Source organism: Paenibacillus zeirhizosphaerae (genome assembly GCF_030705605.1).
Classification (GTDB): Bacteria; Bacillota; Bacilli; order Paenibacillales; family Paenibacillaceae; genus Paenibacillus; species Paenibacillus zeirhizosphaerae.
The window spans coordinates 39,435-61,493 of record NZ_JAPCKK010000016.1 but is presented as its reverse complement, the minus strand read 5'-3'; the positions used below and the strand labels follow the sequence as shown (position 1 = coordinate 61,493).

Here is a 22,059-nt window from a genome sequence, read left to right as displayed (position 1 = left end):
CTAGCGAATCAAGGAGGAGAAGTCATATGATACACCGTCATTTACGCCCATTCCAACCGGACTTTCTTTGGGGATCAGCATCTGCCGCATATCAGATTGAAGGGGCCTGGAACGAGGATGGCAAGGGTCCGTCTGTCTGGGACGTGTTTACGAAAATCGAAGGCAAAACCTTTAAAGGCAGCAATGGGGATGTAGCCATGGATCACTATCATCGTTATCAAGAAGATATCGCTCTTATGGCGGAGATGGGGTTAAAAGCCTACCGTTTCTCCGTAAGCTGGCCGCGGATTTATCCGTCGGGCTACGGAGAAGTGAATGAAGCGGGCCTGCAATTTTATGATAACCTTATCAATGAACTGCTCGCCCACGGCATTGAGCCAGTGCTTACGCTGTATCATTGGGATGTGCCCCAAGCGCTTATGGATGAATATGGTGCGTGGGAGTCGCGACGAATTATTAAAGATTTCGACCAATACTGCACCACCTTGTTTAAACGTTATGGCGACCGGGTAAAATATTGGGTTTCCTTGAACGAGCAAAATTACAATACGAACCATGGTTTTATTACTGCGATGCATCCGCCGGGTGCCAAGGACCGTAAACGGTTCTATCAGGCGAACCATCATGCGTTCCTGGCCAATGCCAAGGTCATTGACTCCTTCCGCAAATATGTGCCGGACGGCAAGATCGGGCCAAGCTTTGCTTACTCGCCAGCCTATCCTGCGTCGAGCAAGCCTGAGGATATGCTGGCATTTGAGAATGCGGAGGAGTTCACCAACAACTGGTGGCTGGATGTATACTGCCTGGGACAGTATCCGCAGATTCCGCTGCGTTATTTGGAAGAGCAGGGACTTGCTCCGAGCTTTGAGGAGGGGGATCTGGAGCTGCTGCGCAAGGGCAAGCCGGATTTTGTCGGAGTCAATTATTATCAGACGATCACCTATGATCACAACCCACTGGACGGCGTCTCGGAAGGCAAAATGAATACAACAGGACAAAAGGGCAGCAATCAGTCCACCGGAATCCCCGGACTATACAAAACGGCATCAAATCCCAACCTTGAGACGTCCAACTGGGACTGGGCCATCGATCCGATCGGTCTGCGTATAGGCCTGCGCCGCATTGCGAGCCGTTATGGACTTCCGGTATTTATTACAGAGAATGGTCTGGGAGAATTCGATAAGCTGGAAGCAGATGATACAATCCATGACGAGTATCGGGTTGCGTACCTGAAATCCCATCTGCAGCAATGTCAACAGGCGATCAATGACGGGGTAGATTTAATCGGCTACTGCAGTTGGTCGTTTACGGACGTGCTTAGCTGGTTAAACGGGTACCAAAAGCGCTACGGATTTGTCTATATTGATCGGGATGAAGCCGATGCAAAAACGCTGCGCCGGATCAAAAAGGACAGCTTCTACTGGTATCAGGAGGTCATCCGCACCAATGGCGGTCATCTGTTAAAACCTTAAAAATGATCCCCTCATGGCCAGAGCGTGTGTTATCACTGGGCCAGAGGGGATCTTTATGTGCAGCTAATCGCTTACGCGCCTAGGAACATTTTCAGAGCAAGCAGGACGATGACGGCTTGATTTACATACTTGCAATCTGATTGCATCATGATTTAATGAGGTATATGCAACTTTACATCATTATATAGTGTATCTTGAAGGGAAAATTAAAGGAGCAGCAAGTTTGGAGTAGGGAATGAGGGAATACAAGACATGGCTAATATACGAGAAATCGCCGAGGCTGCGCAGGTCTCTGTCACAACGGTATCACGAGTGCTCAACGGACACCCCTATGTCAGCGAGGAGAAACGCAGAAGAGTAGAAGAGGCTATGAAGCTGGCGGGCTACAGCCCGAATTCAAACGCCGTTCATCTGGCCACAGGAAGGACAGGCATGATCGGAGTTGTACTTCCGTTTAATCACCACCCCTATTTCCATGCGCTCCTGGGTGGCCTGATGGAGGAAGCGCTCAAGCATCAATATACGGCGCTTCTGTGCCAGACGAATTATGATCCCAGGGAAGAGCGGCGCTATCTGCATATGCTGCGTACGAAGCAAGTGGATGGCTTGATTCTATGTTCTCATGAGCTTCCCTGGTCAGACATAGCTCTTTATGCGGCAAGTGGCCCGATCGTTGCCTGTGAGTCGGTTCAGCATGAGCAAATCAGCTCGGTGTATACCAACCATTATGATGCGTTTCTAAGAGGGATGCGTTATTTAATCGGGCGCGGTCATCGAAAGATAGGCTACTGTATCGGCAGGCGAAACAGCGAGAGCAGCCGCCAGAGGTATGCCGCGTATGCCGACGCTCTCCGTGAAATCAATCAACCATTGCAGCCGACTTGGATATTCGAAGGCTGTGTACATTTAAGTGACGGTATACGTGTGCTGGACAGCGTTGCTGCTATGGCGGATCGGCCCACCGCTCTGCTCGTAACCGGTGATGAGGCCGCCGCCGGTGTCTTGACCCGTGCCAGACAGTTGGGGATTTCGATTCCTGAGCAGTTGGCCATTGTCGGATTCGACAATCAGCCAATCTCTGAAGCGCTGCGGCTGACGACCATCGACCAGCATCTGCATGAAATTGGCGTGCAGGCCTTTCAGGCCTTTTACAATGATATGGTTGATCCGGAAGCCGTTTCGCGTAAGATGGAGATTCCTTATGAGTTGGTGGAAAGATCAAGTGTCTAATGCATTAGTAGCATCCTGGCTCAAAAGCTGCTGCATTTTTTCGACAGTTCCGTCATGGTGGGGAACGTGAACCGAGACGGTTAAATTAGGGTCTCCCAAGTACTGAAAGGATACGAAATCAAAATTCAATATACCAAGATTCGGACACCGCAATGCTTTCGGGGCATCAATCGCATCCATGATATCATGGGCTTCCCAATATTCCCGAAATTCGACGCTTATCTTAGATAAGGCCTTAAATTGCTCAGACCACCATGAATCATCAGCGTAACGGGCATAGCCCGCATGAAATTGGGCTACGATTCGCCGAGCGTGCTGCTCCCACTGGTCACCTTTAATGTAACGAAAGCGTGGCGAAGTAAACGTCATCCAGACAAAATTACGTTCCTGCTCGGTTTTGAGGGACATATCCCCATTTAAAGCACAGTAAGCAGAGTTCCAGGCTACTATGTTCATTCTCGAATCCATCACATTGGCGGGCGAGGTGCCGAGACTATTCAGAAAGCTTTGCAGTGCTGGGTTAACCCTGGATGGCTGTAGAGCCTGTTCCAAGGGGAGCTCCTTTCGTGCAAGAAAGAACAGATGCTTTCGTTCAGCAGAATCGAGCATTAAGACGTTAGCTAATCGGTCAAGAATCTCTGCGGACATATTAATATGCCTCCCCTGCTCCAGGTAGGTATACCAGTCCAGCCCTACATCGGCCAGCATGGCAACTTCCCCCCGGCGAAGGCCTGGAGTGCGTCTGCGCCCACTGTTAGGCAGCCCAGCCTGTTGTGGGGTGATTCTTTCTCTGCGTATTCGTAAAAAACGGGCTAATTCCTGGTATCGGTCTAATTGGGTCATTGACATTTTTAAGTCTCCTATTGCAGAGGAAGAGTGGGATTGTCAATCCCAGGATACTCAGATCTCTTCCTGGCTTTTTATTCTTTGTATAAAATAGCTTATGGTATACCATGATAAAAAATCAATCATCAGAATAAGGAGTGAGCACCAGGCATGTATGAACATATCGTTTTAATTAAATTCAAGGATAGCTTTACGCTGGACAAGCAGGAAGAGGCCGTAAAACAGGCCCATTCGTTCAAGGATGCTATTGCAGGAATTGTGGGTCTAAGCGCAGGTATCAATGTTACGGAGGAGACGGAGAATCGGCACGGTTATTCGTTAGCCATTCGCATTACCTTCGAGGACCAGCAGGCGTGCCGCAGCTACATAGAGCATCCTTTGCACCAGCAGTTTTTGCAAGGCATTGGACCATTTGTAGATGGAGTCGTGGTAGCGGATTATCCGTTTAATGCCGTTTAAAAGCTGTGCCTCTGGTGGGTGAGACGCTCCGAGAACGAAGCATTCCTACAATCGCTGTTGACCCTTCGGGCCAAAGGCGAACGCTGCCGCTTTTCCGGAATTGCTTCGTCCTCTCCGCTGCTTTTGTGCATCCCCCAACTTAAAAACTCAACTTTCGCAGCATGAAATCAGCAAACAGGCCTTGATGTAACTGGGCAAAACGGAGATTCACTGCTGGAGTTGCCTCTGAATCAGCAGACAGCTTTTTTCTAGCTTTCTTGGAAGAAGGGGATTCGTCCCGCTCAGAGTCTGGCATCCAGAGTGAGACGGGTGTCTATAGGGTATGGTGTTATGGTGTATGGCGTTTGGTGTCCTTTACCTGATGCCTGTTGTCTCTCCATACAGCTTTGCATGATTATCCCTTTTGCTCAGACTCTCAGATCAGTTTCACATCACCTAAACGCTCTGCTTTCTTCTAAGATCGCCTCATCTCGAACCGATCTGTTGCTCCATAAGGTACGATCAAAAAAATAATAGACCCATTTGATGATCCCGAATAGCGTAACAACAGGCATTTTCGTGCCTCACTTCGTATATTTTCGGTTCCCGGTTTTCTATTTTTATGTACCTGATCCAACGGGATAATCATGCAAAGCTCCCGGGCAGCGAGTTCACATGCCTCGCCACAGTCAACGGGCGGCTTGACTGTCAAGCACTTAACTCAACTTTCGCAGCATGAAATTGGCAAACTGGCAAGGAGAGAATTCGAATTCCTCAGAACCCAGCAGCTACAAAGGTTTAATTGGATTTGTGCTCTGCGAAAGTTGAGTTAAAAAGAACAATCGGAAACCGCAAATTTGATATGCTCCCCATATAGTAGACAGGTGAAAAACAAAAACCTGTTACTGTATGGGGAGCATTGTTATGGAACAAAGGAGGTTTACGCTCCTCCTATATGAAAAGGTGGAGCGAACCCTTGGATATCGCCAGTTGACGCTGCATTTGCGCAGGCAAAACTAAACGGCCTCAGTCCCAATGAATTCAGGACCAAGGCCGCTTAACTATCTTTTACTTTTTGTGCTGTCTACTTGACGGGGTGCAGTTCATCCAATTCCGCAAATTTCTCAGACGGTTTGTCCGTGTCTCTTAAACAAGCTGACCCGTATGATACTTTATCCGGTGCGGGAGGTGATATCCTATGAAAATCAGTGAACATTTGCTCGCTTCACATACCAGGTATAAAACTCCATATTACATGGTCAAAGGCAAAAAACCAGGTCCAACCGTGATCCTGACCGCAGGGGTACACGGCAATGAGATTGCCAGCATCCGTGCCGCTGACCAGCTGCTGTCAAAATTGCGGCAAAGAGAGTTTCTTATAACCAGAGGCAAATTGATCCTTGTCCCTATATTCAATCAGGCAGCATACCACAAGCGTATCCGCGGCAGGCCTGATTTAAATAGAACCTTTCCCAAGAGCTCCGAAGCAAAAGCGGTGCATCCATTATCCGGAGAGCTGTTTGAACTGGCGGTAAAATTGCAGCCTGATTGGTACATTGATCTTCATGAAGCTAATGGTCTTTCCAGTATAAATCCAAAACGATTGGGTCAGACGCTCATTATCAATCCCGGCAGCAAAGCCATACCTGCGGCGAGAAGAATCGTAAGCAAATTGAACAGCAGCATTATAGATTCAACAAAGCATTTTACAGTCCGTCTTAAACATAAAGAAGGCTCGGGACGCACGGCAGCAAGCCGATTGCTTCACGCCAAGGCCATTACTGTAGAGACCTGCTGGAGCTTGCCGTTAACGAAAAGAATTCATTATCAAAGCCGGATTGTTCAGTATCTTCTTGAAGAAGCTCATTTAATAGACAGTTGATCTTGGGACTTACAACGATGAAGAAGAGGTGATAGGAAGCATGCCTGGTCAAGCAGACAATGCAAGACAGCAGCTTACTACTCTAAGCAGCAAATGGTCCAAGACAAAGTTTCTGCTCAAACACCCTGCACTCCGCAAATACGTTCCAGATACGAGTCTGTATTCTTATGAGTCATTGTTGGACATGTTAAGCAAGCACAAGGTGGCCTACGTAAAGCCGGTTAAAGGCACAAGTGGAAATGGAGTCATTAAGGTCGTCAAACACCATAACTCCAAATTCACTTATCATGTCGGAACCAGCACTCGCAGCTTTGCAGCTTATAAAGATATGTTCACATCTCTACAGCAAACGAAGTACAGAAGAGAGCATATTGTGCAAAAAGGCATTGACCTGCTTACTTATAAAGGACTTATCTTCGATCTCCGCATTATGGTGCAAAAAAATGAAAAAAAGCAATGGGAGGTCACCGCTTACATCGGCAGGCTCGCTCATCCCCAGAAAGCTGTGACCAATTTCCATAACGGCGGGACACCGATGCGGCTTGAAGCCCTGCTTCGTCCTTTTTTAAGCGACGATAAGAACGCTAATTATATCGAATCTTTAAAAGACCTTGGTTACCGGATTGCAACCGAATTTCATAAAAGCTACCCGAAGTTTATGGAGATCGGCATAGATTTCGGACTGGATTCGTCCTTGAAGCCCTGGATTATTGAAGTGAACACACGCCCGGATGCTTATATTTTCGATCAGTTGAAGGATAAAACCATGTTTCAGCGGGTCATGTTACTTAAAAGATTCAACGGCTTGCTAAGCAGTCAAAGAATAAAGCAGAAAAAGACAGTCAGAAGGCGGTAAGCATGAACCAACTTGGGCACCCAGGTTGGTTTTTTGCTGAAAGTCTATGCTTGCAAGCGGTTAAAGATGTGATCCTCCGCTTGCGTCGATGATCTGTCCGGTAATCCAGCGGCTGTCCGAGGACGCAAGAAAAGCAGCAATATCTGCAATATCCTCCGGTTCACCCCAGCGTCCGAAAATTGAAAAATCTGCCCCAAGCTTTCGGCTTGCCGGGTCATCGAGCATACCTGCATTCATGTCGGTGGCTACGTATCCGGGTGCAATGGCATTGATGGTTATGCCGCGCGGACCGAGCTGATTGGCAAGCGAAAGCGTCAGGGCATTGATCGCCCCCTTGGTCATGCTGTACGCAGGAACCATAGGCAAGGATATTCGCGCAACCGCCGAGGAAAGCTGGATGATGCGTCCTTCATTCCGGAGACGGGACAGGGCCTCCTGAATGATGAAAAACGGTGCTTTTACATTTAATGCTATCAGATGATCAAATGGATGCTCCTTTGTATCCTCAATAGCATCAACAAGACCCATCCCTGCATTATTTACAAGGATATCCATGCTGGTTTTGCCGAATCGCTCCGAAAGCTCCCGGTCCAGTTCGGAGTACAGCAAGCGTATTCCTTCGGTTGTGCCAAGATCCGCTCTTACCATGAATCCGGAACCGCCGTTGCGCTCAATTTCAGTGACCGTTTCTTCCGCGGCAGCTTGATTGGACAAGTAGTGTACGGCAACGGTCGCTCCTTCCTTCGCAAGCCTGAGGGCAATAGCTCTGCCGATGCCACGGCTTCCTCCAGTTACTAATGCAACTTTGTTAGTCAGTTTTTCCATTTCATCATCTCCTGGTGAAGTTTTTTCTTGCAATTTTCTTGCAATCCAGTTTTATCACATATCGAATTACGGGATGTTGCTCTCTAATTGACAGACAGCCGTGGCGGCAATGCACTGATTTCGTAATCTTGCTTTTCTATTGTGAAGTGCATGCATGATCGACGTTATGAGGTTATACTGAGGTTGAGGGGTGATGCAATGATCCATTCAATTGATGATCATCCGCTGACGGATGAACGCTGGCAAGCCATTATTCAAAACAATGCGGCTTACGACCAACAGTTTTTTTACGGAGTCAGGACAACAGGCATCTTTTGCAGACCATCCTGCAGATCAAGGGCTCCCAGGAAGGAGCATGTCCGGATTTTTACAGATGCAGGGCAGGCTCTGGCTGAAAGCTTCAGACCATGCAAGCGTTGCAGACCAACCGGCGATCGGTTGCCCGACCAGGAGTGGGTGGACCAAATGATACAATATATTGATCAAAATTATCGTGAAACGATTACACTAGATACATTGGCCGATATTTGTCATGGCAGTCCTTATCACTTACAGCGGACGTTCAAGCGGATAACAGGGGTAACGCCTGTTGAATACATCCAGACGAAGAGAATTAACGAGGCGATAGACATTTTGATAAACACCAATAAATCAGTCACCGAAATAGCGAGCTTAGTCGGCTTTTCCAATACGCCCTATTTCATCACATTATTCAAGAAAATGATGGAGCAGACACCGAACGAATATCGGCGTTCCCACGTGTCATCGGCAAAAACGGAACATTGACGGGGTATCGCGTAAGATACCTCCCACAACGGAACTATTGAGGTTGAAAGGTAGCTGGATGATTTATAAACGTCAGATGATACCATGTTAATAAGAAAGAGGGTACATATATTATGGAAATAGTTATCCAGCTTGAGCAAGTTTCTTATCGCAGAGAACAGAGCGAAATCCTGAAAAATATGAATTGGACAGTAAAAAAAGGCGAGCATTGGGCGCTGCTGGGGTTGAATGGCTCCGGAAAAACTACGATTCTTAATCTGATCAACGGTTATATTTGGTCAACACTGGGGAAGGTGTCTGTACTTGGGGAATTGTACGGAACGGTCGATGTCAGGGAAATGCGCAAACGGATCGGCTGGGTCAGCTCTTCGCTGCAGGAGAAGCTGCACAGCAATGATAAAACGCAAAATATCATAATCAGCGGGAAGCACGCCTCGATTGGTTTATATGAACAAACAACAGATCAGGAGGTAGAACAGGCCTTCTCCCTGATGACACAGCTGGGCTGCGGTCATTTGTTTGACCGTTCCTATCAATCCTGTTCACAGGGGGAAAAGCAAAAGCTGTTAATTGCACGGGCCTTGATGGCAGAGCCCAGAATACTTATCTTAGATGAAGCTACCAATGGTTTGGATTTCCTGTCCAGAGAGTCTCTTTTGGCCAGTATTCAGCAAATCGCCGAGCAGCCGGAAGCACCCACGATACTGTATGTGACCCACCATATTGAGGAAATCATGCCTGTCTTTAATCAAACTATGATGATCCGCAGAGGGGAAGTATTCCGGCAGGGACCGAGCACACAAGTTCTTACGAATGACACGCTGTCTTCTTTTTTCGAGACGGAAATCCAGGTACAGCAACTTAATAACAGAGCTTGGATCTCTATTCCTTAAGCTAAAACTACAACAGTATACAGCCCATCATCTGTCTGGAAAGCAGTGCACCTTTCCAGGCAGATAATGGGCTTATTTCTGTTTTCCTAACCTATACGACCGTGAATTTGTTGGAATTGCTCAAGCCGGATGAGGCGCCTTATCTTGGCAAATATGATGAGTTTGTCGCACCGGAGCTGGTTCGTGAGGCCTTTGCCGTAGACGGTCTGGATTTACAAGCTTTAAGGCAGAGCCTTAATTTATCCTGACCCATGAACATTATGTAATGGTAAGAAAACTAAGAAAGATCGCAGACTGCTGGCTATATTGGCCGGGGAAAGCGATCTTTTTTTCGCTTCTTAGGCTGGTCCCAATGTGGGTTCATTTTCCATGAATGCATAATATCAGCCCAACCAAGCAAACTAGGTAAAAATGACAACAGGTGATATGAATGGAAACGAAATTGAAGACTGAAAATCCCTTTGGGCCTGAGGCGCCCATTTCAAAGCATCTTGATGAAAATGTGAGACAGATCCAGTCTATTTTTGGTTCGAGTGTTGATCTGATCATGAAGGAGTGGTCCTACGGTCCGGAGTTTCGCTATAAAGCTGTAACCTTCTACTATGAAACACTAATGCAAAAGACAAAAAACTATATGAAATATACGCTTCAGGATCTCGTCGATCACGAGGTCGGTCCGGGGATGGAAAGCACACTTGAGGATCTGGTGATGTTTTTCGAGCACGATGGCGTCTCGCAAAAGTCGGCGGTTCTGCTTGACCGAGTAGATCAGATTGTGAAGGATATCCTCGACGGACACTTAGTCATCTTCCTCGATCAGTGGGATAAAGCGTTAAGCTATAAGGCATTTTCGGTAGAAACGAGGCAGGTAACAGAACCTGTCAACGAATCCGTTGTGCAGGGGCCACGCGAGAGTACCGTAGAGAGTCTGGAGAAAAACATGGGCCTTTTGCGGATCCGCCTTAAAACACCGAGCTTCAGGATGGTTAAAGCTAACGGCGGAGGCAAGACGAACACCGATATTGTCTATGCCTACCTCAGCGACGTCGTGGACAGCGAACTGCTGAATGAATTCGAGAGAAGGTTTGAAGCGGTCAAGCAAATGGAGGTGCTTGAGACATCCTATATTGAGCAGATTTTGGAAGACTCGACCTATTCCCCTTTCCCGCAGCACCAATATACAGAACGACCCGATGTGGTGACTGCCGCGCTGCTAAGGGGCAAAATTGCAGTGCTGGTTCAGGGGAGCAGCGGTGTTCTGTTGTGTCCAGGCTTGTTTACGGATTTCTTCCAATCCAGCGAGGATTACTACCAGCGGACACTCATTTCGTCTTTGATTCGTTTCCTGAGGGTGTTTGCTTTTATTATCGCATTAACGCTGCCGAGCATTTATATTGCCTTGACAACGTATCATACGGAGCTGGTGCCTACGGTATTGCTCCTTGCTGTCATCGATTCGCGGGAAGGGATTCCTCTCCCTGCTTTCTTTGAAGCATTACTGATGGAGTTTTTCTTCGAGCTGCTGCGCGAAGCGGGGGTTCGACTCCCCAGACCCGTTGGCTCTGCGGTCAGTATTGTTGGAGCTCTAATTATAGGAGATGCTGCGATCAGCGCGGGTATTGCATCACCGATCATGGTCATTATAGTGGCCCTTACAGGTATTGCCTCCTTCGCCATTCCTCAGTATGGTATCGCCATCTCATTGCGGATTCTACAGTTTCCTCTGATGATCTCCGCATCATTGCTTGGCGGATTCGGCGTGATGATTATGCTGATTCTGTTTCTGCTTCATCTGACCAAGCTGCGATCACTTGGTCAGCCTTATCTTTCGCCATTAGCTCCTCTGAGGTTTTCGCCCTTGAAGGATGTGTTTATCCGCGCGCCGATCCGGATACTGCAGCGAGGTCTGAGAGACCGGCAATTTAACCGGCAGGGGAGGTAAGTAGGAGAAAAATTAAGCAAGAGATGGGGTGAGAGTATGTACAGATATGGGATTTTTTTTCTACTGATAGGGGCATTGCTGCTTACTTCCGGCTGCTGGAGCAAGCATGAACTGGTAGAGCTGGGATTTGTCCTTGGTGTTGCTCTCGATGCCGCTAAAGATAACCAGATTGAAATGACTGCCCAGATCTATCGTCCTGGTTCAGGGAGCAGGGGAGAGAAACTCTCTTCAGTCCCGTCGACCGTTAATGTCAAGGCCAAAAACAAAAACATTATGGCAGCGGTTCGCGATATTCCGATGCACCTGGGAAGGAAGTCACAGTGGAGTCACATGCAAGTTATTCTTGTAAGTGAAAAGCTGGCCCGGTCACAGGATATTGGCAAGCTGCTCGATTTCTTCTATCGCGATCATGAGGCTCGAGGTGACGTGCAGGTGCTGATTACAGGCGGCCGGGCGGACGCCGCGCTCATGCTGCGGCCAAGGATCGAAAAGTCTACAAGCCAGGAGCTGCTGCGGGCAAACCGAATTTCCCAAAGCGTATCAGGTAAAACATTAGTCACTACGCTGCTGCAATTAGGGATTCAAGCACGAAATGCACATGTGGACGGCTATATTTCCTATTTGTATAAGGTGAAGCCCAAGCAGGAAGTATTCTCGAATGCCGGTATTGCACTTACTAAAAATGGTAAAATGGTGGGTGTGCTTTCAGCGGGGAAGACTCAAGGGCTTGCGATGCTTCGGGATGAATTTAAGTCGGGCATTATTGGTTTCCCTTGTCCGGGTAAGAAGCAGCGGACGGAATCGTTAGAAGTGTTAAAACAGAAGACAAAACTGACAGTTGAATGGACGGCGGGTAAGCCATCCTCTGTAACGGCTCATACCGATGTAGAAGCCGCGATCTCAGAATTAAAGTGCAGTTATGTGCGTACACCGGAAGAAGAGAAGAAGCTGCTGAAAGCTGCTGAAAGCCAGCTTAAGCAAATTATGCAGGCAAGCTACCATGAACTGCAGAAGCAGAAAATTGAGGCGGTTGGCATTAGTAACCTGATTTATCGTAAATATCCGCGAGCTTGGGCAGTCATAAAGGATGATTGGGATTACCAATTCACCAAGCTACCGCTTCATGTGAACGTTAAGATGAAGCTGACTACCCCAGGGGCAAGCAATACAATACCGCTTTTGTAGCATACCGGGCAGAAATAAAGGGGCTTTCATATGAGAGAACGGATATTTCTTATGGTTTTGGTTTACACTGCAGTTTTGGTGTATGGGCTGCTTCGACGGAACAAGGCGGCAGCTCCAAGAGATCGGTTGGTGTACGTGATCCTTCTAGTCGGATCATTATATCTATCGCTCGATTTTATCGTGAATCAGGACTGGCCGGATACGTATGATTTCGTACCGGGCTTCATCAAGGAGCTGGCAAAGAAAATAGATTCTTTTCTGGATGTAAAAATGTGAGATATACCCACTCGGCGAAAGGGGAGGAATTATGGATAAGGAACAGACAATAAGTTCCGGCCAGTTAAGCATTCTGTTTTTTGTTTTTATGACGGGATCTGCCATTATTAATGTTCCGGGTCCGCTTGTTTTGCGGGCGGGTAATGGGGCCTGGCTGTCCCTCATGATTGCGGGTATAGTCGGAGCCGGAGTACTGACCTGCATGCTGTATCTTCACCGAAAGTATCCCGGATTGAATTACATGGCTTACAGCAGGAAGCTGGTGGGCCCGTTTTTTACCTACGTATTCGGTTTTATGGCCATTTTCTTTCTGCACTACATGCAATCGGCCATTGTATTGGATGCCGGGTTGTTTATGGTCACCTCCATGCTAAGGGAAACACCATTGTATGTATTTAACCTCCTGCTTTTTATGGTGGCTGCATTGACTGCTCGTGCAGGTATTGAAGTGATGGCAAGGATGTTTACATTAATTATCGGGATAGTGATTTTTTGTACGGTCGCAGTCTTGCTGTTGGCAATTCCTCTCTATCATGTGGACTATTTGCTCCCGATACTACCCAAAGGGATAATACCGGTGATGCACGGGGTATACACTGCGTCAGGTTTTCCTTATATGGAGGTGATTGTATTCGCTATGCTGCTTCCATGTGTACGCGCCGATCAGCGGGGGAAGACAGGAAGATATATGTTTCTTTCTCTGGGGCTAAATATAATTATTCTGTGCATTTCAACGGTGTGTGCCATCATGACCTTGGGCCCGCTGACAGGGGACACCATGTATAGTTTATTTGCGCTCGCCCGGCTTATCGAGTTCCAGGAGATTATCCAGCGGATCGAATCGGTGATAGGGATGTCACTTATTGCTGACTCTTATATGAAAGTTGCCATTGCTCTTTACGTATTGAATGCCATACTGTGCGAGCTGTTCCGTATCAAGGACAGGACAATATTGATCCTGCCCTTAGCCTTGATCGGTTTTCTTAATACGCTGGTCACCTTTAACGGCACGACTGAATGGTTCAATTTTGTATCTGTGATACATCCGGTATGGAACTTTTTTTCCTTAACGCTTCCTCTCCTGATTCTTACCTTAACTGCGGTTATTCGAAAGCGGAAATAGGCTGTAGCTATACCCTGGAAGCTACGGATTTTCTTTCACAATTTGATCCGCAGTGCGTATAGCCAACGCGATGATAGACAGTGCCGGGTTAGTGGCTCCCATCGAAGGCAGTACACTTGCATCCGCAACATACAAACCCGGAACGCCGTGGATTTGCCCGAACGGGTTCGTCGCCGAGGTGTTTGGGTCCTCGCCCATTCGGCAGGTGCCGGCATCATGGTTATCGGCTCCCGGCGGCATCAAGCAGATGGCCGGAACACCGTCTATTGTCTCCAGTTGCATTTGCATCGCTCCAGCCGATTGAATAGCAGCGTCATACATCTGCTCAATAATAGCCTCATCCTTTGCACTGTAAGAGAAGTTGACCTGCAGCTCCGGCATCCCGTAAGCATCCGTCCGGCTTGGATCAATGAAGACCCGGTTTTCATACCTTGCCTCCACGACACCGGATATATAGTAATCGGTGATTCTCCAGACATCTTTATCCGGTCTGGTAAGATAATGATAGTCAAAATATTGCTCCGGTCCTTGAACTTGAATCCGGTAAGGACGATCCTCAAGCTCGGGAATCACAATGCCTAGCGTTCCCAGTGGATCAGGAAAGCTGGTGGTATTAAGATTGGCCGCTGCAACCAGATAAGAATGGTTGAGCAGATACCTGCCAATGGCGCTCCCCTGGATGCCGGAATTGAGCAAGATACGCGGTGTCTGCAGGGCGCTGGCGGAAAGGATCACCGTTTTTGCTTTAATAACATGAGACCTTTTGTCCGGGGTGATCACACGAATGCCTGCCGCTCTTCCTCCTTCAGTCAGGACTTCGGCACAGTAAGTATCGACCGCCAGATCAAAGGCACGGTGGTTCAAGGCTTTCGCCAGTAGGTTAATGGTACTGGAAAAAACATTGGAATTGACCTTGCCCAGTATAGTTGGAGCCAGATCAGCCGCAAGGGGGATATCATCTGCATTGGCAAAGCCTTGTCTGCGAAGTCGCTCCAGCAAAATTTGTGTGATCAAAGAATTTCTTGTATAGTCCCGTGTGACACTCATAACCTCTTCGGCAATGTTGTAATACAAATTCATTTCGTAAGGGGAGACTGGCCAGTTCTTTACAATATCAAAATCAGGAACCCGGGGAGTGACGCACCCCCATAAAGTGCCTCTGCCGCCTAATGCGTAAATTAGCTTAAGTCCGCTAAATTGCGGAAGCTGGTTGCCAATCAGATCCGTAACTTGCGAGGGGCGGAATAATCGGAAATTGATTCCGTCCATCGTTGGCACGTTCATGATGTGGGTCGCTAGAAACTGCGGTCCCCGCTCCACCATCCCGATCCGTTTGCCGTTTTCGCCCCATTGCTCGCATAACCGCCACAAAGCTGCGCCGCCCCCTAGCCCGGAGCCCACGATAAGAACATCGTATTCGGTCGCGGCCATTTCTTCCGCGGATGAAAGAGGGATCCAATTGTGAATAATTGCTTCCTCTGGCGGAGGTGGACAAAAAGGAGCGGACACCCCGGGGGCGGAGGGGATAATGGGAGAGGGGATCCGAACCTGCTTCCCGGATATAATACGATCAGGCCGGTCAATATGCGGATTGCTTGACATCAATTGATCGACGCCGATTTGGTAACGCATCGCTAATCGATACAATGTATCTCCTGCGTCTGCTACATGGATTTTCACGCCGGCTGCAACTCCTTGTAGTAAAATAAATAATCGCCATTTTTTATACGTATGATTCTCTGCCCTGCTTAATACCATGAGTAGCAGCCACAATTGTGCCCTGTGCGCAGCAGGAAGGAGAGAATCATCTATGAAAATGAATGCACAGCATGGAACGCCTGAACGGATCGTACCTATACGTGTCACCATCTGGAACGAGTACGTTCATGAACGAATAAATCCGTTAGTAGCACGCAATTATCCAAAAGGTATACATGAAGCGCTTGCAGCCGGAATCGGACCTTACGGATTTAGGCCGCGGATGGCCACGCTGGAGCAGCCGGAGCATGGACTCAGCCATGAAGTGCTCAACCAGACGGATGTGCTCATCTGGTGGGGGCACCTGGCCCATGATCAAGTGTCCGATGAGATTGTAACCCGGATTCAGATGAGGGTGCTTCAAGGGATGGGGCTGATTGTGCTGCATGCCGGACATCGGTCGAAAATTTTTCAGCGGCTCATGGGAACGACCTGTGATTTGAAATGGCGGGAGGACGCTGAAAGGGAGCGGATCTGGGTTGTGGATCCGTCTCATCCGATAACCTATGGAATTGGCGAATATTTCGAGATCGAGCCGGAAGAGATGTACGGCGAGTTCTTCGACATTCCGGCTCCCGATCAGCTCGTATTCATTAGCTGGTTTCAGGGAGGGGAGCTGTTCCGGAGCGGATGTGCGTACCAGCGTGGTCTTGGTAAAATTTTCTATTTTCGTCCCGGCCATGAAACGTATCCCACTTACTATCATCCGAAGGTGCTGCAGGTGATCGCCAATGCCATTTACTGGGCCGCTTCACCCCACGGGGTACAGCCTGTATATGGGGAGGTGCCTCCACTGGAGCCGATGCCGGGTTATCCACTTAAGAAGATGTAGGGAGTTTGCTCACTAGCCTGGCATTGCCGGGCTTTTTCCCTTGCTCTATAATCAATATAGATGCCCGAGTGCTCTAAGTCATTCCAGGAGGTAAAAAGTAAAATGGACTATATATTTTCAGACCGCATCGCCGCACTTCAACCCTCGATTATCCGTGAAATTTTAAAAGCAAGCTCGGGTAAGGATGTCATTCCGTTTTCCGCAGGCAACCCGGCTGTCGAAACCTTTCCGGTACAGGTAATCAGTTCCTTTACACAAGCTATTCTAGAACAAGACCCTGTGGCTGCTCTGCAGTATGGAGTGACCGAAGGTTATGGGCCGCTGCGTGAGACGCTTAAGGAACAGTTAAAAAGCCGCTTGGCTATGGGACAGCAGTACGATGATCTTTTTATGGTATCCGGCGCGCAGCAGGGAATTGAGTTGGCCTGCAAGGTGCTGTGCAACGAAGGCGACACGATTATTTGTGAAAGTCCAAGCTTTATCGGTTCACTGAACTCATTCCGGGCTGCGGGAGCAAGACTTGTCGGGGTTCCGATGGAGAGTGACGGGATACATATAGAGATGCTGGAGCATGCGCTTAAAACGGAGAAAAACGTAAAGCTCATTTACCTGATTCCGAGCTTTCAAAATCCGACCGGCATCACGACAAGTTTGGAAAAGCGACAGGCCATCTATGAACTTGCTAAGAAGTATGGAGTCATGATTCTGGAAGATAATCCTTATGGAGAGCTGCGGTTCAAAGGGACAGATGTGCCAACCATCAAGTCTATGGATGACGAGGGTCTTGTGATCTATGTCGGCTCTTTCTCCAAGATTCTTTCCCCCGGCTTGCGTGTCGGTTTTGTACAAGCTCCTTCGGAGGTTATGCAGAAAATGGTCGTAGCCAAGCAGGGAGAAGATGTTCATACGGCCATGCTGCCGCAAATTCTGGCTTATAAATTCATGACGGAATACGATTATCAAGGTCATATCAAGAGCATTCGGGAAATTTACCGGCGCAAATGTGAGCTCATGACGGAGAACCTGGAAAAGCTGATGGGCAGCCGCATCACGTATACAAATCCGGACGGCGGCCTGTTCCTGTGGTGCAGTTTGCCTGAATCGGTACCGATGCTGGAGTACTGTAAAAAAGCGGCGGCCAAAGGAGTGGCGGTGGTTCCGGGCACAGCCTTCCTCGTACAGGAAAATGAGCCGTGCAATGCGTTCCGCATCAACTTCTCGACGCCATCGGATGAGCAGATTGTGAAGGGGATCGAAATTCTGAGCATGGTTTGATTTAGGTATTACTTTTGTATGTTGGGAGGCGCTCCGAGAACGAAGCATTCCTGCAATCGCTGTTGACCCTTCGGGCCAAAGGCGACCGCTTCGCTTTTCCGGAATTGCTTCGTTCTCTCCGCTACTGCGTGCATGATCTTACTTAATCCAAACCTGAAAACGAATCTCGATTTCTGATTTGGAAAGAGGTCAAGAACAGTCGTCGACCACGAGTAACTATGTATGAGACGACAGTTCAAATGGGGCAAAGTGAAAGGGAAGAGCAAGTATTAGTGGAGATCAGGCCACCGATACTTGCTCTTTTAAATGAAAAATGGTGATTTTCGTAATTCGAGGCTGGTTGTTCGTTTTTAGCTTAAATTAGCGACAGGGGTTACATAATAATGTGACTCGGCAGTCACCTCAAATCCCACAGACTGATACAGGTTTAAAGCACGCCTGTTATCGGTGACTACACCAAGTCGAATGGAGGAGTAACGCTTGGTGAGCAGTATGTTGACTGCACGAGTAAGAATTTCGCGCCCGTAACCTCTTCCCTGGCAAGAGGTAAGCACACAAAAGTCATGGATAACAGCAGTAGCCGTGTCCAGATGATTGACCCTAATGATTCCGACCGGTGCCGGACCGTCCCATGCGATGTAAGTAACACGTTCAGGCTTATTTGTATGCAAAAAATAATTCCGTGTCCAGGACTCGGAGTCGCCAAAGGCTTGTGCTGAGCACTGCACCAGAAACTCGAAATCCCGGGCCTCCGCTGGCCGCACAACCAAGCGGAAAGGATGCGGTGTATCAGCCGGAGAACGGGTCAGATTCATGGTGAACTCAGATGTTGAAAAATCAGCACCCAAGTGCTGAATGCAAGCAATGCCGGGTCGGGAATTTGCAGGGACTCTGAGCCGGCAGGTTCCAATTCCCTGTTCTTTTAGCTCAGCGGCAACACTTTTCATTAATTTGCGAAAAATGCCTTGACCCCGGTAATCCGGATGAACCATACCATTGATATTGGCTTCAATTTCATCCGATGTATACCAGCTCACAAAGCCGATAATCTGATTGCCATTAAGGCATAAGAAAGCATGGTCTCCTCCGTCTGCCTTCAGACTTTCTACGCCGACCCTTAAGCTCGATCTATCAAAATTTTTGCACAGTTGCTCCAGTATTCGGATTTGATCAATCTGATCAGCCGAGAAGTCAATCATTTTAATTGCCTTATAATCGTTCAAAATATACCCTCATTTAGGAAGGAAACACGCAGTTTATGGACGAGCAGGCGATATCCTTCCAAAGTCTGTCCGCTTATGATTGGTTACCATGGTAACGCCCCCCCTAATCGTTTAATTATCATTTTATCGTATTTAAGCTACAAAGTCAGGTATAAGATTATACCCTCAGAGCTGCACGCAGCATTATGATGAAAACATTGGGCTTTGTCGATTTTTTGAGAGAGCTTGATTTTCAGCATTATATATCGTAATATTCGAATATACAAATTCAAAGATGTAAAGGCGGGCCCTTATGCATAAAAATTTCAAGGCATACAGCCAGACAGCAGAAACCCTAAAGGCAATCGCCCATCCGGTCAGACTTTGCATCCTCAAAGGCTTGCTTGAGAAAGGAAGCTGCAATGTCTCTTATATGCAGGAGTGCCTGGAGCTTCCACAATCTACCGTATCCCAGCATCTGCAGAAGCTTCGTTCCCTGGGCATCGTGGAGACTGAACGCAACGGCCTTGAGATCAATTACTCCGTAAAGGATGACAAAATCAAACAGCTAATCACATTATTTTTAGGAGATGACAATCATGAGTAAAAAAGTACTAATCGTCGGCGGAGTGGCAGGGGGAGCCTCGGCCGCGGCGCGTCTCCGCAGACTGGATGAAGAAGCTGAAATCATCATGTTTGAGCGGGATCCGTATATTTCTTTTGCCAACTGCGGATTGCCCTATTATATTGGCGGCTCCATTCAGGACCGTTCCAAGCTGCTGATTCAAACACCTGAAGCCATGCATAAGCGTTTCAATATCGATGTCCGGACACAGAGCGAGGTTGTTTCCGTTGATCCGATCAATAAAAAGGTTTATGTAAAAAATCAGGAGCTTGGCAGCTATGAAGAAAGCTATGATGCGCTGATTCTGTCCCCGGGGGCTAAACCGCTTCGTCCGGAGCTGCCGGGCATACAAAGTTCCAGGATTCACACGCTGCGAAACATCCCGGACACTGATAAAATCAAGAGTAAAGTTGAAGAAGAAGGAACCCGCTCTGCGGTTGTCATTGGCGGCGGCTTTATTGGAGTGGAAATGGCGGAGAACCTTAGAGAGGCCGGATTGGAGGTAACTTTAATTCAGGCAGGACAGCAGTTGCTGACTGCATTTGATTCCGAAATGGCCTCCGTGCTGGCCAAAGAGTTGGAGGATCAAGGTGTGCAACTGATATTCTCTGACATGGTTCAGGGGTTCGAGGAAAACGGCGAGCAGATGATAACCCGGTTGTCGAGCGGTACGATGCTTCAGAGCGAGATTGTGCTTTTGGCTGTCGGTGTTGCGCCGGACACCGCATTTCTGAAGGACAGCGGATTGGAGTTCGGCCCGCGGGGGCATATTCTGGTTAATGAACGGATGGAGACCAACCTGCAAGATGTGTATGCAGTCGGTGACGCCGTGGAGGTTGTTGATTTCGTGAATGGCCAGAAAACTGCAATTCCGCTCGCAGGACCGGCCAATAAACAGGGAAGAATAGCGGCTGACAATATTTGCGCTCTTGGCACAACCTACAAAGGCTCCCAAGGAACATCTATTATTAAAGTCTTTGGTCTGAGCGGCGCAGCTACCGGCAATAACGAAAAAACATTGCAGCGTCTCAACATTCCTTATCACGTTGTGTATGTGCACCCAAACTCACACGCTTCTTATTATCCAGGTGCCACACCCATCTCATTGAAGCTTCTGTTCGATCAGCAGGGTACGGTGCTCGGAGCACAAGCTGTCGGTTATGACGGGGTGGACAAGCGAATCGATGATATTGCTACGGTGATCCGGTTTAGAGGCAACGTCACGGATTTGGCTGAGCTGGAGCTGTCGTATGCCCCGCCATATTCCTCGGCGAAGGACCCGGTGAACATGGCGGGTTATGCAGCGGAAAATGTTTTGCATGGCATGACGGAGGTGTTTGTTCCGGCAGCGTTGGCTGAACGTGACCATGAGAAGGTTACGCTGGTGGATGTCCGGACAGAGATAGAGTATATGAACGGCCACATTGAGGGAGCCGTAAATATTCCGGTAGATGATCTTCGCTCCCGTGTAAGCGAATTGGATGCATCTAAGGAAATATGGGTGTACTGTCAAGTTGGTTTGAGAGGTTATACAGCATCCCGGATTCTTGCACAAAAAGGGCTTCGCGTAAAAAATCTGACCGGCGGCTACAAAACGTACCAAATGAGCAGATATACACCGAAAAAGGTTGCAGTCAAAGCGGTTGAACATGCAGTCTCCAATCATGCAGCCGCCAAAAATGAAATCGCTGCGGCTGCGCCGGCAGTCATTATGCCTATGGCTCCCGATACCGTGCTGGATGCTTGCGGACTCAGTTGCCCGGGACCTCTGATCCAGGTCAAGAAAACCATCGACACGATGCAGAAAGGGCAAGTCCTCAAAGTTACTGCGTCGGATCCGGGCTTCCAAGAGGATATTAAGGCATGGGCACAGATGTCGCGCAATGAACTCCTCCAACTGAGCAAGCGGCCGGATGGCATGATTGAGGCTTACCTTAGCAAAGGGAACAAAAGCTCGGAGCCCGCTGTCGGCCAAGCGTCGGTGATTTCCGGTCAAGCAAGCACAATGGTTGTATTTAGCGGTGATCTTGATAAAGCAATTGCTTCTTTTATCATTGCTAACGGAGCAGCGGCAAGCGGCAAGAAAGTAACCATGTTCTTTACTTTCTGGGGTCTGAATATCATCCGCAAGCATCATAAGGTGTCTGTTTCGAAAAGCATGATAGGCAAAGTCTTCGGAACGTTAATGCCACGCGGCAGTCGTAAGCTGGCTTTGTCCAGAATGAATATGCTGGGCATGGGCTCCCGGATGATCCGTTCGCTGATGAAAAGCAAAAATGTGCCCTCGTTAGAGGAGCTGATCCGGACAGCCATGGATCAGGGAGTGGAGATTATTGCCTGTCAGATGTCCATGGATCTAATGGGTATAGACCGCCAGGAGTTGATTGATGGGGTAGGGATCGGAGGAGTAGGGGCTTACCTTGGCAAAGCTGAGCAAAGCGGCCATAATTTATTTATCTGATTTTTAATTGATGATGGTAAAGGGAACGAAAAACAACCGGACGAGGCAAGGATAAAACCCTTGCCTCGTCCAGTTTTCGATTTTGGATTCCGCAAATGACACAGCAGAAACCTCATGCTAAATTTAAGCCCGAAGACCTGCACGCAGTACTT

At 48.2% G+C, this 22,059-nt stretch carries 19 protein-coding genes; 15 read left to right on the top strand and 4 right to left on the bottom strand.

Annotated elements, in window-relative coordinates; translation table 11 throughout:
• Window positions 1-26 precede the first annotated feature (26 nt).
• Window positions 27-1,472 (top strand): glycoside hydrolase family 1 protein, encoded by a 1,446-nt coding sequence (locus OIN60_RS10100; RefSeq protein ID WP_305754750.1) that lies wholly within the window; start codon window positions 27-29, stop codon window positions 1,470-1,472.
• Window positions 1,473-1,724: 252 nt separating this feature from the next.
• Window positions 1,725-2,702 (top strand): LacI family DNA-binding transcriptional regulator, encoded by a 978-nt coding sequence (locus tag OIN60_RS10095; RefSeq protein WP_305754749.1) that lies wholly within the window; start codon window positions 1,725-1,727, stop codon window positions 2,700-2,702.
• On the opposite strand, the gene OIN60_RS10090 is transcribed toward OIN60_RS10095, so the two are convergent.
• A complete protein-coding gene (locus OIN60_RS10090; protein WP_305754748.1) occupies window positions 2,691-3,551 on the bottom strand; it encodes a helix-turn-helix transcriptional regulator in 861 nt (286 codons plus the stop codon). The genes OIN60_RS10095 and OIN60_RS10090 overlap by 12 nt on opposite strands.
• Window positions 3,552-3,698: 147 nt before the next feature.
• Between OIN60_RS10090 and OIN60_RS10085 the strand changes: the two genes are divergently transcribed.
• From OIN60_RS10085 to OIN60_RS10075, 3 genes are all read left to right on the top strand, one after another.
• On the top strand, window positions 3,699-4,007 hold the full coding sequence (locus OIN60_RS10085) for a Dabb family protein (protein WP_305754747.1): 309 nt from the start codon (window positions 3,699-3,701) through the stop codon (window positions 4,005-4,007).
• A 1,177-nt stretch (window positions 4,008-5,184) separates the two neighbouring features.
• Entirely contained in the window at window positions 5,185-5,868 is a 684-nt protein-coding gene (locus OIN60_RS10080; protein WP_305754746.1) for a succinylglutamate desuccinylase/aspartoacylase family protein, read from the top strand.
• A 40-nt stretch (window positions 5,869-5,908) separates the two neighbouring features.
• Window positions 5,909-6,724 (top strand): YheC/YheD family protein, encoded by an 816-nt coding sequence (locus OIN60_RS10075; protein ID WP_305754745.1) that lies wholly within the window; start codon window positions 5,909-5,911, stop codon window positions 6,722-6,724.
• 60 nt (window positions 6,725-6,784) lie between these two features.
• Here the strand turns inward: OIN60_RS10075 and OIN60_RS10070 are convergent, their stop codons facing one another.
• The gene (locus tag OIN60_RS10070; protein ID WP_305754744.1) at window positions 6,785-7,549 is read right to left on the bottom strand and encodes an SDR family oxidoreductase; all 765 of its coding nucleotides are present in this window, start codon (window positions 7,547-7,549) and stop codon (window positions 6,785-6,787) included.
• A 198-nt stretch (window positions 7,550-7,747) separates the two neighbouring features.
• Here OIN60_RS10070 and OIN60_RS10065 point away from each other — a divergent pair, with 198 nt between their 5' ends.
• The 6 genes from OIN60_RS10065 (at window position 7,748) to OIN60_RS10040 (ending at window position 13,754) form a co-directional block, all read left to right on the top strand.
• Window positions 7,748-8,335 (top strand): bifunctional transcriptional activator/DNA repair enzyme AdaA, encoded by a 588-nt coding sequence (locus OIN60_RS10065; RefSeq protein WP_305754743.1) that lies wholly within the window; start codon window positions 7,748-7,750, stop codon window positions 8,333-8,335.
• 113 nt (window positions 8,336-8,448) lie between these two features.
• Complete coding sequence (locus OIN60_RS10060) at window positions 8,449-9,228, top strand: ABC transporter ATP-binding protein (RefSeq protein ID WP_305754742.1); 780 nt, start codon at window positions 8,449-8,451, stop codon at window positions 9,226-9,228.
• Window positions 9,229-9,658: 430 nt separating this feature from the next.
• Window positions 9,659-11,170, top strand: coding sequence for a spore germination protein (locus tag OIN60_RS10055; RefSeq protein ID WP_305754741.1), 1,512 nt, complete (start codon window positions 9,659-9,661; stop codon window positions 11,168-11,170).
• Window positions 11,171-11,206: 36 nt separating this feature from the next.
• Window positions 11,207-12,355 carry a Ger(x)C family spore germination protein gene (locus OIN60_RS10050; protein WP_305754740.1) on the top strand — a complete coding sequence of 383 codons (1,149 nt, stop codon included), beginning with the start codon at window positions 11,207-11,209 and terminating at the stop codon, window positions 12,353-12,355.
• A 30-nt stretch (window positions 12,356-12,385) separates the two neighbouring features.
• The gene (locus OIN60_RS10045; protein ID WP_305754739.1) at window positions 12,386-12,631 is read left to right on the top strand and encodes a hypothetical protein; all 246 of its coding nucleotides are present in this window, start codon (window positions 12,386-12,388) and stop codon (window positions 12,629-12,631) included.
• Window positions 12,632-12,662: 31 nt separating this feature from the next.
• On the top strand, window positions 12,663-13,754 hold the full coding sequence (locus OIN60_RS10040) for a GerAB/ArcD/ProY family transporter (protein ID WP_305754738.1): 1,092 nt from the start codon (window positions 12,663-12,665) through the stop codon (window positions 13,752-13,754).
• A 21-nt stretch (window positions 13,755-13,775) separates the two neighbouring features.
• Here OIN60_RS10040 and OIN60_RS10035 read toward each other — a convergent pair whose 3' ends face one another.
• Window positions 13,776-15,434 carry a GMC oxidoreductase gene (locus OIN60_RS10035; RefSeq protein ID WP_305754737.1) on the bottom strand — a complete coding sequence of 553 codons (1,659 nt, stop codon included), beginning with the start codon at window positions 15,432-15,434 and terminating at the stop codon, window positions 13,776-13,778.
• Between the two features lie 130 nt (window positions 15,435-15,564).
• On the opposite strand from OIN60_RS10035, the gene OIN60_RS10030 reads away from it, so the two are divergent.
• Together OIN60_RS10030 and OIN60_RS10025 are read left to right on the top strand one after the other, a co-directional pair.
• On the top strand, window positions 15,565-16,344 hold the full coding sequence (locus OIN60_RS10030) for a ThuA domain-containing protein (RefSeq protein ID WP_305754736.1): 780 nt from the start codon (window positions 15,565-15,567) through the stop codon (window positions 16,342-16,344).
• A gap of 102 nt (window positions 16,345-16,446) precedes the next feature.
• Window positions 16,447-17,619 (top strand): aminotransferase-like domain-containing protein, encoded by a 1,173-nt coding sequence (locus tag OIN60_RS10025; RefSeq protein WP_305754735.1) that lies wholly within the window; start codon window positions 16,447-16,449, stop codon window positions 17,617-17,619.
• Between the two features lie 350 nt (window positions 17,620-17,969).
• On the opposite strand, the gene OIN60_RS10020 is transcribed toward OIN60_RS10025, so the two are convergent.
• Window positions 17,970-18,842 (bottom strand): GNAT family N-acetyltransferase, encoded by an 873-nt coding sequence (locus OIN60_RS10020; protein ID WP_305754734.1) that lies wholly within the window; start codon window positions 18,840-18,842, stop codon window positions 17,970-17,972.
• 292 nt (window positions 18,843-19,134) lie between these two features.
• Between OIN60_RS10020 and OIN60_RS10015 the strand changes: the two genes are divergently transcribed.
• Both OIN60_RS10015 and OIN60_RS10010 read left to right on the top strand, forming a co-directional pair.
• Window positions 19,135-19,428: an ArsR/SmtB family transcription factor gene (locus OIN60_RS10015; RefSeq protein WP_305754733.1), complete on the top strand. Its 294-nt coding sequence runs from the start codon at window positions 19,135-19,137 to the stop codon at window positions 19,426-19,428.
• Entirely contained in the window at window positions 19,421-21,907 is a 2,487-nt protein-coding gene (locus OIN60_RS10010; RefSeq protein ID WP_305754732.1) for an FAD-dependent oxidoreductase, read from the top strand. Before OIN60_RS10015 ends, OIN60_RS10010 begins: the two co-directional genes overlap by 8 nt.
• Window positions 21,908-22,059: the final 152 nt, after the last annotated feature.

What these genes read in the sequence shown, in the direction of transcription:
- OIN60_RS10055 (WP_305754741.1), top strand. Translation starts at nt 9,659, where the DNA reads ATGGAAACGAAATTGAAGACTGAAAATCCCTTTGGGCCTGAGGCGCCC.
- OIN60_RS10080 (WP_305754746.1), top strand. Translation starts at nt 5,185, where the DNA reads ATGAAAATCAGTGAACATTTGCTCGCTTCACATACCAGGTATAAAACT.
- OIN60_RS10050 (WP_305754740.1), top strand. Translation starts at nt 11,207, where the DNA reads ATGTACAGATATGGGATTTTTTTTCTACTGATAGGGGCATTGCTGCTT.
- OIN60_RS10075 (WP_305754745.1), top strand. Translation starts at nt 5,909, where the DNA reads ATGCCTGGTCAAGCAGACAATGCAAGACAGCAGCTTACTACTCTAAGC.
- OIN60_RS10070 (WP_305754744.1), bottom strand. Translation starts at nt 7,549, where the DNA reads ATGGAAAAACTGACTAACAAAGTTGCATTAGTAACTGGAGGAAGCCGT.
- OIN60_RS10095 (WP_305754749.1), top strand. Translation starts at nt 1,725, where the DNA reads ATGGCTAATATACGAGAAATCGCCGAGGCTGCGCAGGTCTCTGTCACA.
- OIN60_RS10040 (WP_305754738.1), top strand. Translation starts at nt 12,663, where the DNA reads ATGGATAAGGAACAGACAATAAGTTCCGGCCAGTTAAGCATTCTGTTT.
- OIN60_RS10010 (WP_305754732.1), top strand. Translation starts at nt 19,421, where the DNA reads ATGAGTAAAAAAGTACTAATCGTCGGCGGAGTGGCAGGGGGAGCCTCG.
- OIN60_RS10090 (WP_305754748.1), bottom strand. Translation starts at nt 3,551, where the DNA reads ATGTCAATGACCCAATTAGACCGATACCAGGAATTAGCCCGTTTTTTA.
- OIN60_RS10085 (WP_305754747.1), top strand. Translation starts at nt 3,699, where the DNA reads ATGTATGAACATATCGTTTTAATTAAATTCAAGGATAGCTTTACGCTG.
- OIN60_RS10045 (WP_305754739.1), top strand. Translation starts at nt 12,386, where the DNA reads ATGAGAGAACGGATATTTCTTATGGTTTTGGTTTACACTGCAGTTTTG.
- OIN60_RS10025 (WP_305754735.1), top strand. Translation starts at nt 16,447, where the DNA reads ATGGACTATATATTTTCAGACCGCATCGCCGCACTTCAACCCTCGATT.
- OIN60_RS10060 (WP_305754742.1), top strand. Translation starts at nt 8,449, where the DNA reads ATGGAAATAGTTATCCAGCTTGAGCAAGTTTCTTATCGCAGAGAACAG.
- OIN60_RS10015 (WP_305754733.1), top strand. Translation starts at nt 19,135, where the DNA reads ATGCATAAAAATTTCAAGGCATACAGCCAGACAGCAGAAACCCTAAAG.
- OIN60_RS10100 (WP_305754750.1), top strand. Translation starts at nt 27, where the DNA reads ATGATACACCGTCATTTACGCCCATTCCAACCGGACTTTCTTTGGGGA.
- OIN60_RS10065 (WP_305754743.1), top strand. Translation starts at nt 7,748, where the DNA reads ATGATCCATTCAATTGATGATCATCCGCTGACGGATGAACGCTGGCAA.
- OIN60_RS10030 (WP_305754736.1), top strand. Translation starts at nt 15,565, where the DNA reads ATGAAAATGAATGCACAGCATGGAACGCCTGAACGGATCGTACCTATA.